At 61.4% G+C, this 13,186-nt stretch carries 10 protein-coding genes; 8 read left to right on the top strand and 2 right to left on the bottom strand.

Going from position 1 to position 13,186, the window contains the following annotated elements:
- Positions 1-2: 2 nt before the first annotated feature.
- Both gatA and gatC read right to left on the bottom strand, forming a co-directional pair.
- Positions 3-1,454, bottom strand: coding sequence for an Asp-tRNA(Asn)/Glu-tRNA(Gln) amidotransferase subunit GatA (gene gatA / locus AU074_RS09135; protein ID WP_076014438.1), 1,452 nt, complete (start codon positions 1,452-1,454; stop codon positions 3-5).
- A gap of 16 nt (positions 1,455-1,470) precedes the next feature.
- Positions 1,471-1,758, bottom strand: a complete 288-nt coding sequence (gatC, locus tag AU074_RS09130; protein WP_003216077.1) for an Asp-tRNA(Asn)/Glu-tRNA(Gln) amidotransferase subunit GatC — start codon at positions 1,756-1,758, stop codon at positions 1,471-1,473.
- A 210-nt stretch (positions 1,759-1,968) separates the two neighbouring features.
- Between gatC and mreB the strand changes: the two genes are divergently transcribed.
- From mreB to tldD, 8 genes are all read left to right on the top strand, one after another.
- On the top strand, positions 1,969-3,006 hold the full coding sequence (gene mreB, locus AU074_RS09125; protein WP_002555108.1) for a rod shape-determining protein MreB: 1,038 nt from the start codon (positions 1,969-1,971) through the stop codon (positions 3,004-3,006).
- A gap of 140 nt (positions 3,007-3,146) precedes the next feature.
- On the top strand, positions 3,147-4,256 hold the full coding sequence (gene mreC / locus AU074_RS09120; RefSeq protein WP_076014437.1) for a rod shape-determining protein MreC: 1,110 nt from the start codon (positions 3,147-3,149) through the stop codon (positions 4,254-4,256).
- Entirely contained in the window at positions 4,256-4,744 is a 489-nt protein-coding gene (mreD, locus tag AU074_RS09115; RefSeq protein ID WP_010170623.1) for a rod shape-determining protein MreD, read from the top strand. Before mreC ends, mreD begins: the two co-directional genes overlap by 1 nt.
- A gap of 50 nt (positions 4,745-4,794) precedes the next feature.
- Complete coding sequence (locus AU074_RS09110) at positions 4,795-5,391, top strand: nucleoside triphosphate pyrophosphatase (RefSeq protein WP_076014436.1); 597 nt, start codon at positions 4,795-4,797, stop codon at positions 5,389-5,391.
- Positions 5,392-5,461: 70 nt separating this feature from the next.
- Positions 5,462-6,919 carry a ribonuclease G gene (gene rng / locus AU074_RS09105; protein WP_076014435.1) on the top strand — a complete coding sequence of 486 codons (1,458 nt, stop codon included), beginning with the start codon at positions 5,462-5,464 and terminating at the stop codon, positions 6,917-6,919.
- 76 nt (positions 6,920-6,995) lie between these two features.
- The gene (locus AU074_RS09100) at positions 6,996-10,811 is read left to right on the top strand and encodes a YhdP family protein (RefSeq protein WP_076014434.1); all 3,816 of its coding nucleotides are present in this window, start codon (positions 6,996-6,998) and stop codon (positions 10,809-10,811) included.
- Between the two features lie 48 nt (positions 10,812-10,859).
- Positions 10,860-11,708 carry a carbon-nitrogen hydrolase family protein gene (locus AU074_RS09095; RefSeq protein WP_076014433.1) on the top strand — a complete coding sequence of 283 codons (849 nt, stop codon included), beginning with the start codon at positions 10,860-10,862 and terminating at the stop codon, positions 11,706-11,708.
- 16 nt (positions 11,709-11,724) lie between these two features.
- Positions 11,725-13,167, top strand: a complete 1,443-nt coding sequence (gene tldD, locus AU074_RS09090) for a metalloprotease TldD (RefSeq protein ID WP_076014432.1) — start codon at positions 11,725-11,727, stop codon at positions 13,165-13,167.
- Positions 13,168-13,186: the final 19 nt, after the last annotated feature.

Here is a 13,186-nt window from a genome sequence, read left to right as displayed (position 1 = left end):
CCTCAGAAGCCGGTAGGGGTGCGAGTGTGCCAGTCAGTGTTCAACTGGTACTGGTGCGCCACATTGAGCAGGCGGCCTTCCTGGAAATACGGGGCGAGCAGTTGCACGCCCACCGGCAAACCGTCGACAAAGCCAGCAGGCATGGACAAGCCCGGCAGACCGGCGAGGTTGGCGGTGATGGTGTACAGGTCTTCCAGGTACTCGGCGATCGGGTCGCCGGTCTTGGCACCGATCTTCCAGGCCGGGTTCGGCGTGGTTGGGCCGAGGATCACGTCGACTTCATTAAAGGCTGCCATGAAGTCGTTCTTGATCAGGCGACGGATCTTTTGCGCCTTGAGGTAGTACGCGTCGTAGTAACCGGCCGACAGGGCGTAGGCACCGACCATGATCCGGCGTTGTACTTCCACGCCGAAACCTTCGCCACGGGAGCGCTTATAAAGGTCGGTGAGGTCTTTCGGGTTTTCGCAGCGGTAGCCGAAACGCACGCCGTCGAACCGCGACAGGTTGGAGGACGCTTCTGCCGGGGCGATCACGTAGTAGGCCGGAATCGCGTGCTGGTTGTTTGGCAGGCTGATTTCCTTGATTACGGCGCCGAGCTTTTCCAGCTCCTTGACGCTGTTGTGCACCAGTTCGGCGATGCGCGGGTCGAGGCCGGCGCTGAAGTACTCTTTCGGCACGCCGATGCGCAGGCCTTTGATCGAGGTATTCAGGCTGGCGCTGTAGTCCGGCACAGGTTCATCGATGCTGGTGGAATCCTGCGTATCGAAGCCTGCCATGCCTTGTAACAAAATTGCGCAGTCTTCAGCGGTGCGAGCCAGAGGGCCGCCCTGGTCGAGACTGGAAGCGTAGGCAATCATGCCCCAGCGGGAAACGCGACCGTAGGTCGGTTTCAAACCGGTGAGGTTGGTGAACGCGGCCGGTTGGCGGATCGAACCGCCGGTGTCGGTGGCCGTGGCGGCAGGTAACAGACGAGCGGCAACCGCTGCTGCCGAACCACCGGACGAACCGCCTGGCACGTGCTCAAGGTTCCACGGGTTTTTCACCGCGCCGTAGTGGCTCGACTCGTTGGCCGAGCCCATGGCGAATTCGTCCATGTTGGTCTTGCCCAGGGTCACAGCCCCGGCAGCAGCCAGCTTGGCAACCACGGTGGCGTCGTAGGGCGCCTTGAAATTGTCGAGCATCTTCGAGCCGCAGCTGGTGCGAATGCCCTGGGTGCAGAACAGGTCTTTGTGGGCAATCGGCGCACCCAACAGGGCGCCGTTCTCACCGTTGGCGCGACGTGCGTCGGCGGCCTTGGCCTGGCTCAGGGCCAGCTCTTCGGTGATGCTGATGAAGCTGTTGACCTTGGGGTCCAGCTCGGCGATACGCGCCAGCAGGGTCTTGGTCAGCTCTTCGGAAGAAAACTTTTTGTCGGCGAGACCGCGGGCGATCTCGGCCAGAGTCAATTGATGCATTGCAGGCTCTTTCCCTTTAGTCGATGACTTTCGGAACCAGGTACAGGCCGTTTTCGACCGCTGGCGCGATGGACTGGTAGGCCTCGCGATTATTGCGCTCGGTCACGACGTCGGCGCGCAGGCGCTGGCTGGCTTCCAGCGGGTGAGCCAGGGGCTCGATGCCGTCGGTATTCACGGCTTGCATTTGGTCGACCAGCCCGAGAATGCTGTTGAGGGCTGCGGTGGTCTGTGGAAGATCGGCTTCATTGAGGCCCAGGCAGGCCAAATGAGCGATTTTTTCCACGTCGGAGCGTTCAAGCGCCATGGGATTCTCCAGTGGAAAACAGAACGGAAGCTATCCGTGTGTTAGATTGTAGGAACACTACCGCATTTCTACGGTCATATGGCCGCGATTGTGGGGGTTGGTGCACAGAAAGTCGGCCAATTTAGCACATTGGCGCCTTGCCCAAAATCCCTGTCGTTGTTAGAGTTTGCCGCACTTTTTTACCCACGCGTTGCCTAGGGTCCCTTTCCCATGTTCAAGAAACTGCGTGGCATGTTTTCCAGCGATCTTTCCATCGACCTGGGCACTGCCAACACCCTTATTTACGTGCGCGAGCGCGGTATCGTCCTGAATGAGCCATCGGTTGTGGCCATTCGGACCCATGGTAATCAGAAAAGTGTCGTTGCCGTTGGCACCGAGGCCAAGCGCATGCTTGGCCGAACACCGGGCAACATCGCTGCCATTCGTCCGATGAAGGATGGCGTGATTGCCGACTTCAGCGTCTGCGAGAAGATGCTGCAGTACTTTATCAACAAGGTTCACGAAAACAGCTTTCTGCAGCCCAGCCCTCGTGTGCTGATCTGCGTTCCGTGCAAGTCCACCCAGGTGGAGCGTCGTGCCATCCGTGAATCGGCCCTTGGCGCCGGTGCCCGTGAAGTGTTCCTGATCGAAGAGCCAATGGCGGCTGCGATCGGTGCCGGCCTGCCGGTTGAAGAAGCGCGCGGTTCGATGGTGGTGGATATCGGTGGTGGTACCACTGAAATCGCCCTGATTTCCCTCAATGGTGTGGTGTATGCCGAATCCGTACGGGTTGGCGGCGACCGCTTCGACGAAGCGATCATCACCTACGTGCGTCGTAACTACGGCAGCCTGATCGGCGAATCCACCGCCGAGCGCATCAAGCAGGAAATCGGTACCGCTTACCCGGGCGGCGAAGTTCGCGAAGTTGATGTTCGCGGTCGCAACCTGGCCGAAGGCGTTCCACGTGCCTTCACCCTGAACTCCAATGAAGTGCTGGAAGCTCTGCAAGAGTCCCTGGCCACCATCGTTCAGGCTGTGAAGAGCGCCCTGGAGCAATCGCCTCCGGAACTGGCTTCCGATATCGCCGAGCGTGGCCTGGTACTGACCGGTGGTGGCGCCTTGCTGCGCGACCTCGACAAGTTGCTGGCCCAGGAAACCGGTCTGCCAGTGATCGTCGCTGAAGACCCGCTGACCTGCGTCGCCCGTGGCGGTGGCCGTGCACTGGAAATGATGGATAAACACACCATGGACCTGCTCTCCAGCGAATAAGCGTTTGCTGGGTTGCCCATGTTTCGCTCACAGGCAGCACTTTGCAGTGCTGCCTGTTGGCGTTTATCTTCTTCAATCTGCATCCAGGCCGGTTTGATGCCGTATGAATAAAGAAAACATTTGCCTGGGAGGAGCGGCTTATTAAACCGCTTTTTTCCAAAGGCCCCTCATTGGGCGTGCGCCTGTTGGTGCTGGTCGTGCTATCGGTTGCGCTGATGGTGGTCGATGCCCGCTTCACACTGCTCAAGCCAGTGCGTAGCCAGATGTCGCTGGTCCTGATGCAGACTTACTGGATCACCGACCTGCCGCAGCGTCTCTATCAGGGTGTGGCCAGTCAATTTGGCAGCCGTACCGAACTGGTGGCCGAGAACGAAAAACTCAAGACCGAAAACCTGCTGTTGCAGGGGCGCATGCAAAAGCTGGCGGCCCTCACCGAGCAGAACGTTCGGCTGCGCGAGTTGCTCAATTCCTCCGCGCTGGTCAACGAGAAGGTCGAAGTGGCCGAGTTAATCGGCATGGACCCGAACCCCTTCACCCATCGCATCATCATCAACAAGGGTGAGCGCGACGGCGTGGTCCTTGGCCAGCCGGTGCTCGATGCCCGTGGCTTGATGGGCCAGGTGGTGGAGTTGATGCCATACACCTCCCGCGTCCTGTTGCTGACCGACACCACCCACAGCATTCCGGTGCAAGTTAACCGCAACGGCCTGCGGGCGATTGCCAGCGGTACGGGTAACCCGGAACGCCTGGAGCTGCGTCACGTGGCAGACACCGCCGACATCAAGGAAGGCGACCTGTTGGTGAGTTCCGGCCTGGGTCAGCGTTTCCCTGCGGGCTATCCGGTAGCGACGGTCAAGGAAGTGATCCACGATTCCGGCCAGCCGTTCGCTATCGTGCGTGCCGTGCCGACGGCTGCATTGAACCGCAGCCGTTACCTGCTGCTGGTGTTCAGCGACACCCGCACCCCGGAAGAGCGCGCCAACGAAGCCGCTCAGGCCCAGGAAGCGGAAGACAAGCAAAACGGCACGGCGCCGATCATTCCTGCGACGGTGCCAAAGCCGGCTGCACCCGCCGCCCCGGCAGTGGTTCCGGCAGCCCCGGCAACCCCGGTCGCGACTCCGGTCAAGCCTGTGGCCCATAGCGCACGCCCAGCCAAGCCTGCGGCTGCAACACCTGCCGCTGCCAAACCGCCCGCCGCCACCAAACCACCGGCTGCGGCCCCGGCAACCACTCCGCAGAGGGAAGAATAATGGCCGGTACTCATTCGCGTAACGGCTGGATTGTCTGGCTGACCTTTGCCATCGGCTTGCTGCTCAGCGTTTCGCCGCTGCCGCAATTCATGGAAATCCTGCGTCCGTTGTGGCTCGCCTTGTTGCTGGCGTTCTGGGCCCTGGCGCTGCCGCACAAGGTCGGGATGGTCACGGCCATGTGCCTGGGGCTGATGGAAGATGTGCTGTACGGCACTTTGCTCGGGCAGAACGCGCTGATCCTGACCCTGATTACCTTCCTCGTGCTGTCATTGCAGCAGCGGCTGCGCATGTTCCCGATGTGGCAGCAATGCCTGGTGATTCTGGTGATCTTCGGTCTGGCGCAGTTGGTACAGCTGTGGCTCAGCGCCTTGACCGGCAACCGCCAGCCGACCTTGGCGCTGGTGTTACCGGCGCTGGTCAGCGCGCTGTTGTGGCCCTGGATCAGTTTTGGCCTGCGTGGGTTGCGTCGTCGCTACAAAATCAATTGAATGGATCGCGAGGCTCTGCCTGGTTATCGAACCCTACAGGGAGAGTCTGCATGAATTCGCTTTACCTGGCCTCGGGCTCCCCGAGGCGACGTGAATTGCTGACACAGATCGGTGTGCCTTTCACCGTCGTCAGCGCCGCCATTGATGAAACTCCCCTCACACATGAATCGCCCGCGTCCTACGTAGAACGCCTGGCGCGCGGCAAGGCTGTGGCCGGTCGCGCGGCTCTGGCCGAAGCCACTGGGGTCTGCGTGCTTGGGGCTGATACGGCGGTAATCCTCGACGGCCAAATCCTCGGCAAGCCCCTGGACCAAGCCGATGCCCTGGCCATGTTGCTGGCCCTTTCTGATCGTGAACATGAAGTGCTTACCGCCATCGCCCTGATTGACGGCCAGCGTTGCGAAACGCGGCTGGTCAGCAGTCGCGTTCGGTTTCGCAAGATTTCAGCGGATGAAGCCACCACTTATTGGCACAGCGGCGAGCCCCAGGACAAAGCGGGCGGCTATGCTATCCAGGGCTTGGCGGCGGTGTTCGTCGCCGGGCTCAATGGCAGCTACTCCGCCGTTGTTGGCCTGCCCGTCTGCGAAACCGCAGAACTGCTGGGCCAATTCGGCATACCCTGTTGGCAAAACCTTACCGTGCGCTAAACGCCGTATTCCAGCGCCAAGCCTTAAGCGATCGGTCACTATTGTGAAAACGCCTGAACGAGACCCAGCCATGAGTGAAGAGATTCTGATCAATATCACGCCGATGGAATCGCGCGTGGCGGTGGTAGAGAACGGTGTTCTGCAAGAAGTGCACGTCGAGCGCACCCAAAAGCGCGGGATCGTCGGCAATATCTATAAAGGCAAGGTCGTGCGTGTGTTGCCGGGGATGCAGGCGGCTTTCGTTGACATCGGCCTGGACCGTGCCGCGTTTATCCACGCTTCGGAAATCTCCCTGCGCGAAGGCCCGGCGGTTGAAAGCATCAGCGCCCTGGTGCATGAAGGGCAGAGCCTGGTGGTGCAAGTCACCAAGGACCCGATTGGCTCCAAAGGCGCGCGGCTGACCACGCAACTGTCGATCCCTTCGCGCTACCTGGTGTACATGCCGCGTACTGCCCACGTTGGCATTTCCCTGAAAATCGAAGACGAAGCCGAGCGCGAGCGCCTGAAAAAGGTGGTCAGCGATTGCGTGGCGCTGGAAGGCATCAAGGAGGCCGGTGGCTTTATCCTGCGTACCGCCGCTGAAGGCGCGGGTGCCGACGAAATTCTCATGGACATCCGCTACCTGCGTCGCCTCTGGGACCAGATCGGCGCGCAGATCAAGACCATCGGCGCACCCAGCGTGATCTACGAAGACCTCGGTCTGGCCCTGCGCACCTTGCGCGATCTGGTCAGCCCAAAGATTGAGAAAATTCGCATCGACTCGCGGGAAACCTTCCAGCGCACCACGCAATTTGTTGCCGAATTGATGCCGGAAATCGCTGATCGCCTGGAGCACTACCCGGGCGAGCGGCCGATTTTCGACCTGTATGGCGTCGAAGACGAAATCCAGAAAGCCCTCGAGCGCAAAGTGCCGCTCAAGTCCGGTGGCTACCTGGTGGTGGACCCGGCGGAAGCCATGAGCACTATCGACGTGAATACCGGTGCCTTTGTGGGCCATCGCAACCTCGAAGAAACCATCTTCAAGACCAACCTCGAAGCGGCCACCGCGATTGCCCGCCAGCTGCGCCTGCGCAACCTGGGCGGGATCATCATCATCGACTTCATCGACATGGAAGACGAAGAGCACCAGCGCCAGGTGTTGCGTACCCTGGAGAAGCAACTGGAGCGCGATCACGCCAAGACCAACATCATCGGTATTACCGAGCTGGGCCTGGTGCAGATGACCCGCAAGCGCACCCGCGAAAGCCTGGAGCAAGTGCTGTGCGAGCCGTGCAGCAGTTGCCAGGGGCGCGGCAAGTTGAAGACTCCGGAAACGGTTTGCTACGAGATTTTCCGGGAAATCTTACGGGAGGCACGCGCCTATCAGGCCGTGGGCTATAGAGTTCTGGCTAACCAGAAGGTGGTCGACCGCTTGCTGGATGAAGAGTCCGGCAACGTGGCCGAGCTGGAGGGGTTTATCGGGCGCACTATTCGCTTCCAGGTCGAAACCATGTATTCACAGGAACAATATGACGTGGTGCTGCTCTGATTCGCGTTAGCTCTTATCAACGAGACGGGCAGACCTTGATCTGCCGTCCGACTATTGCCTTTGAGGGTCGCCTGACATGGAGCGTCTGATACGCTTTTTTGCCGCATTGACCCGCTGGGGCCTCGGCCTGTGCGCCTTGCTGCTGGTATTGGCAGCGGTGTACGTGAGCCTTGGCCGTGAATTGACGCCGCTGGTGGCGGAGTACCGTGGCGAAATCGAAGCCAAGGCTCGCACAGCGCTGGATATGCCCCTGAGCATCGGCAGCCTGGAAGGGCGCTGGAGCGGCTTTGCCCCGGTATTGATGGCTCACGACGTGATGGTCGGCGAGGGCGCCAGCGCCCTGCGCCTGGACCAGGTACAAGTGGTGCCGGACATCTGGGCCAGCCTGCTCGCGCGCGAAGTGCGCATTGCCCACCTGGAAGTCAGCGGCCTGCAAGTCAGCGTGAAGGAAGACAAGGACGGCCATTGGGCGCTGCAAGGTCTGCCGGTGCAGGACGACCAGCCGCTTGATCCCGAACAACTGCTGACGCGCATGCAAATGGTCGGGCAGGTTTCATTGCTCGACAGCCAGGTGACGCTGCAGCCATTCGACCAGGCGCCACTGACCTTGACCTATGTCGGCGTGAGCCTGCAGACCGGCGCCAACCGCCAGCGTCTGGATGCGCGCTTGACCCTGCCCGACGGCCAGCCCCTGGCGCTGAACCTGCAGACCCGAATCCGCGCCAGCCAGTGGAAGGACGGCGAAGCCCAGGCCTACCTGAGCTTGCCCCAGAGTGACTGGGCAAAATGGATCCCGGCGAAACTGACCCAACAATGGAAGCTCACCGAGCTCAAAGCCGGCGGCGAATTCTGGCTGACCTGGGCCAAGGGCACCGTTCAAAGTGCTGCCGTGCGCCTCAACGCCCCGCAACTCACGGGCAGCTATGCCGATCGCAAGCCGACGCACATCGAGAACCTGGCGCTTACCGCGTACCTGCAACGCAGTGACAGCGGCCTCAAGGTGCTGTTTGACTCGCTGGCGATGAGCCTCGGCGAAACCCGCTGGGAATCGCGCCTGCAGCTGCAGCAAACCCTGGCGACCGACAAGGCCCAGGAAGTCTGGAACCTGCAGGCCGATCGCCTCGACCTGACGCCGATCACGCCATTGCTGCACGCCTTGGCACCCTTGCCGGAAGCTGTGGCCACCACGCTGGATCATCTGAAGGCCACCGGTACGCTGCGTAACGTGCTGCTGGATTACCGTCCCCAAGACACCACCGACCAGCGCGTGAGCTTTGCAGCCAACCTCGACCGTATCGGCTTTGATGCGTACTTCGGCGCACCGGCCGCGCGCAATGTCAGCGGCAGCATCAGCGGTGACCTGGGCAAGGGTGAGTTGCGTATGGACAGCAAGGATTTCTCCTTGCACCTGTTTCCGATTTTCGCCAAGCCCTGGCAATACATCCAGGCCAATGCCCGCCTGACGTGGAAGCTGGATAAAGAAGGCTTCACCCTCATCGCGCCATACATCAAGGTGCTGGGGGAGGAGGGCAAAGTTGCAGCCGACTTCCTGATTCGCCTGCATTTCGACCATAGCCAGGAAGACTACATGGACCTGCGGGTTGGTATGGTCGATGGCGATGGCCGCTTTACCCCCAAATACCTCCCGGCCGTATTGAGCCCGGCACTCGATGAGTGGCTGCGCACCGCGATCCTCAAGGGCGCGGTGGACGAGGGCTTCTTCCAGTACCAAGGCTCGCTGAATCACGATGCGCTGCCCGCCTCACGCAATATCAGCCTGTTCTTCAAGGTGCATGATGCCGAGCTGGCGTTCCAGCCGGGCTGGCCGCACGTCAGCAAGGTCAAGGGTGAAGTGTTTGTCGAGGAGAGCGGCGTGCGCATCCTGGCCAGCAAGGGGCAGTTACTCGATACCAAGGTCAACGACATCTACGTCAACATTCCCCATGCGCCGGAAGGCAAGGACAGTCACCTGCTGCTCACTGGCAACTTTGCCGGCGGCCTGGGCGATGGCCTGAAAATCCTTCAGGAAGCACCGATTGGTACCGCTTCGACCTTTGCCGGCTGGAAAGGCGAGGGCGATCTGCAAGGCAAGCTGGACCTGGATGTTCCCCTGGCCAAGGGCACCGATCCCAAGATTGTGGTGGACTTCAAGACCGACAAGGCTCGCCTGCAACTGGCTGAGCCGACATTGGACCTGACCCAGCTCAAGGGTGACTTCCGCTTCGACAGCGTCAAGGGGCTGAGTGGCCAGAACATCAGCGCCCAGGCCTTTGATCGTCCCATCACGGCGCAGATTTTTGCCGATGGCAAGCAAGGCGATCTCAACACCCGTGTCACTGCCAAAGGGCAGGTGACCGTCAAGCGCCTGACTGACTGGCTGAAGGTCAGCCAGCCGTTGCCGGTGTCCGGTGATATCCCCTACCAGTTGCAGCTCAACCTCGACGGCGCCGACAGCCAGTTGATGGTCAGCTCCAACCTCAAGGGCGTGGCCGTGGACCTGCCGGCACCGTTCGGCATGCCGGCGAGCCAGGGCCGTGACAGTGTGTTCCGCATGACCTTGCAGGGTAAGGAGCGCCGTTACTGGTTCGATTATGGCGAGCTGGGCAGCTTCACCTTCGCCGCTCCGGCTGACAGTTTTGCCGATGGCCGTGGCGAGCTATTCCTGGGGGACGGCGCTGCGGTGTTACCGGCGGGCAAGGGCCTGCGTATCCGCGGTGTGTTGTCGGAGCTGGATATTGATCCCTGGAAAAAACTCGTGGACCGCTACGCCGGCAACGATCCGGGTGGCAGTGCCAAGCAGCTGTTGAACGGGGCCGACTTCAAGGTCGGCAAGCTGACCGGCTTCGGCACCCAGTTTGATCAGGTCAACCTACAGCTGGATCGCAAACCCGCCGCCTGGGGCTTGCAGTTCGACAGCCAGCAGGCCAAGGGCACCGTGGGGTTACCGGACGCCAAGGGCGCGCCGATTGCGATCAACTTGCAGTACGTAAAATTGCCTGCGGTGGATCCGACGGTGCAGGCGGACGAAAATGCGCCGGACCCGTTGGCTGATGTTGATCCCAAGGATATTCCGGCACTGGATATCGCGATCAACCAGTTGTTCCAGGGGCCGGACCTGGTGGGTGCCTGGTCGTTGAAAGTGCGGCCGACGGCCAAAGGCATGGCATTCAACAGCCTCAATCTGGGCCTCAAGGGCATGTTGCTCCAGGGCGCCGGCGGTTGGGAGGGCGCTCCCGGGGCCAGCAACAGTTGGTACAAGGGCCGCCTGGACGGCAAGAACATTGGGGACGTGCTCAAGGGCTGGGGGTTTGCACCGAGCGTGACCAGTGAAGAGTTTCATGTGGACGTGGACGGCCGCTGGCCAGGCTCGCCGGCCTGGGTCGGTCCAAAACGCTTCTCCGGCAGCCTGGATGCAAGCTTTCGCAAAGGCCAATTCGTCGAAGTGGATGGTGGTGCCCAGGCGCTGCGAGTGTTTGGTTTGCTGAACTTCAACTCGATCGGTCGCCGGCTGCGCCTGGACTTCTCGGACTTGCTCGGCAAAGGCTTGAGTTATGACCGGGTCAAGGGCTTGCTGGCGGCCAGTAATGGCGTGTTTGTGACCCGTGAGCCGATCACCATGACCGGCCCGTCGAGCAACCTCGAGATCAACGGCACCCTGGACCTGGTGGCTGATCGTGTCGATGCCAAGCTGCTGGTGACGCTGCCGGTCACCAACAACCTGCCGATTGCCGCGCTGATCGTCGGCGCGCCGGCCATTGGCGGTGCGCTGTTCCTGATCGACAAGCTGATTGGCGACCGTGTTTCGCGTTTCGCCAGCGTGCAGTACAAGGTAGAAGGCCCGTGGAAGGACCCGAAAATCACCTTCGACAAGCCATTTGAAAAGCCAAACTGAGTACCTGTGGAGTAGCATGGCCTCATGCCTTTTCTGGAGTGTAGGCCCATGTCCTTTGCGGTAATCCAAATGGTCAGCCAAAGCGATGTGCTGGCCAACTTGGCCCAGGCCCGGCGCCTGCTGGAGCAAGCGGCGGCGGGTGGTGCAAGGCTTGCGGTACTCCCGGAAAACTTCGCCGCCATGGGCCGTCGCGATGTGGCCGATATCGGTCGCGCCGAGGCCTTGGGCGAAGGTCCTATCCTGCCATGGTTGAAACAGACCGCCCGCGACCTCACCTTATGGATAGTGGCCGGCACTTTGCCGCTGCCTCCAAAGGATCAACCCAACGCCAAGTCCAATGCCTGCTCGTTGCTGATCGATGATCAGGGCGAAATCGTTGCCCGTTACGACAAGCTGCACCTGTTTGATGTCGACGTGGCCGATGCCCGGGGTCGTTATCGTGAATCCGATGACTATGCTCATGGTAGCCAGGTGGTGGTGGCGGATACGCCAGTCGGCCGTCTGGGGCTGACAGTGTGTTACGACTTGCGCTTCCCGGAGCTGTACAGCGAATTGCGCGCGGCGGGTGCCGAACTGATCACCGCGCCCTCGGCCTTTACGGCGGTAACGGGGGCTGCGCACTGGGAAGTGCTGATCCGTGCCCGGGCCATTGAGACCCAGTGCTACCTGCTGGCGGCCGCCCAGGGTGGCGTGCATCCGGGGCCCCGGGAAACCTTCGGGCATGCAGCGATCATCGACCCTTGGGGGCGCGTGCTGGCACAACAGGATCAAGGCGAAGCGGTGTTGTTGGCCGAGCGCGATAGCAGTGAACAGGCGTCGATACGGACGCGCATGCCGGTGGCGGGCCACCGGCGCTTTTTCTCGCAGGGCGCGCAGCGACCTGCTTCAGAACGATGAATTTAAGGCCAAACCTATGAGCGAGTTGTTGTCCTCAGTCAGTGAACACCTCCTGGCGCCCGGTGGCGTGACCATCGAAAGCTTGCAAACGGTCCTCGGTGATCTGGCCGGGCCAGGCATCGACGCTGCCGACCTGTATTTTCAGGGGCAGATTTCCGAGTCCTGGGCCCTGGAAGACGGGATCGTCAAGGAAGGCAGTTTCAACCTCGACCAAGGTGTGGGCGTGCGTGCGCAGTCCGGTGAAAAAACCGGTTTTGCCTACAGCAACGCCATCACCCTTGAAGCCCTGGGCCTGGCGGCTCGCGCGGCGCGTTCGATCTCCCGCGCCGGCCAAAACGGTACGGTGCAGGCGTTCAGCACCCAGGACGTGGCCCAGTTGTATGCGCCGGATAACCCTCTGGAAGTGATCAGCCGCGCCGAAAAGGTCGAGCTGCTCAAGCGTGTAGACGCCGCGACCCGCGCCCTGGACCCGCGTATCCAGCAAGTCACCGTAAGCATGGCCGGCGTGTGGGAACGCATTCTCGTGGCCTCCACCGATGGCGGCCTGGCGGCGGATGTGCGGCCGCTGGTGCGTTTCAATGTCAGCGTGATCGTTGAACAGAACGGCCGCCGCGAGCGCGGTGGCCATGGCGGCGGCGGGCGTACCGACTACCGTTATTTCCTCACCGAAGACCGCGCCATAGGTTATGCCCGTGAAGCGCTGCGCCAGGCGCTGGTTAACCTGGAAGCGATCCCCGCGCCGGCCGGTACGTTGCCGGTGGTGCTGGGGTCCGGCTGGTCCGGCGTGCTGCTGCATGAAGCCGTGGGCCACGGCCTGGAAGGTGACTTCAACCGCAAGGGCAGTTCCGCCTACAGCGGGCGCATGGGCGAGATGGTTGCGTCCAAGCTCTGCACCATCGTCGATGACGGCACCCTGGCCGGGCGTCGTGGTTCGCTGAGCGTCGATGACGAAGGCACCCCGACCGAGTGCACCACACTGATCGAAAACGGTGTGCTCAAGGGCTACATGCAAGACAAGCTCAACGCCCGCCTGATGGGCGTGGCCCGCACCGGTAACGGTCGTCGCGAGTCCTACGCGCACTTGCCGATGCCGCGCATGACCAATACGTACATGCTCGGTGGCGAAAGCGACCCGGCCGAAATCATCGCCTCGGTGAAACGCGGTATCTACTGCGCCAACCTCGGTGGTGGGCAGGTGGACATCACCAGCGGCAAGTTCGTGTTTTCCACCAGCGAGGCGTACTTGATCGAAGACGGCAAGATTACTGCGCCGGTCAAAGGGGCAACGTTGATTGGCAACGGCCCTGAAGCCATGAGCAAGGTGTCGATGGTCGGTAACGACCTGTCGCTGGACAGCGGTGTGGGGACGTGCGGGAAAGATGGCCAGTCGGTGCCGGTGGGTGTCGGCCAGCCAACCTTGAAAATTGATGCGATCACCGTGGGTGGCACGGGGTCGTAAGAACGGGAGCTTCGGGTGG

Source organism: Pseudomonas sp. ATCC PTA-122608, assembly GCF_001952855.1.
Lineage (GTDB): Bacteria > Pseudomonadota > Gammaproteobacteria > Pseudomonadales > Pseudomonadaceae > Aquipseudomonas.
This window is presented reverse-complemented; position numbering and strand designations above follow the sequence as displayed.

What these genes read in the sequence shown, in the direction of transcription:
- gatA (WP_076014438.1), bottom strand. Translation starts at nt 1,454, where the DNA reads ATGCATCAATTGACTCTGGCCGAGATCGCCCGCGGTCTCGCCGACAAA.
- gatC (WP_003216077.1), bottom strand. Translation starts at nt 1,758, where the DNA reads ATGGCGCTTGAACGCTCCGACGTGGAAAAAATCGCTCATTTGGCCTGC.
- mreB (WP_002555108.1), top strand. Translation starts at nt 1,969, where the DNA reads ATGTTCAAGAAACTGCGTGGCATGTTTTCCAGCGATCTTTCCATCGAC.
- mreD (WP_010170623.1), top strand. Translation starts at nt 4,256, where the DNA reads ATGGCCGGTACTCATTCGCGTAACGGCTGGATTGTCTGGCTGACCTTT.
- AU074_RS09110 (WP_076014436.1), top strand. Translation starts at nt 4,795, where the DNA reads ATGAATTCGCTTTACCTGGCCTCGGGCTCCCCGAGGCGACGTGAATTG.
- rng (WP_076014435.1), top strand. Translation starts at nt 5,462, where the DNA reads ATGAGTGAAGAGATTCTGATCAATATCACGCCGATGGAATCGCGCGTG.
- AU074_RS09100 (WP_076014434.1), top strand. Translation starts at nt 6,996, where the DNA reads ATGGAGCGTCTGATACGCTTTTTTGCCGCATTGACCCGCTGGGGCCTC.
- AU074_RS09095 (WP_076014433.1), top strand. Translation starts at nt 10,860, where the DNA reads ATGTCCTTTGCGGTAATCCAAATGGTCAGCCAAAGCGATGTGCTGGCC.
- tldD (WP_076014432.1), top strand. Translation starts at nt 11,725, where the DNA reads ATGAGCGAGTTGTTGTCCTCAGTCAGTGAACACCTCCTGGCGCCCGGT.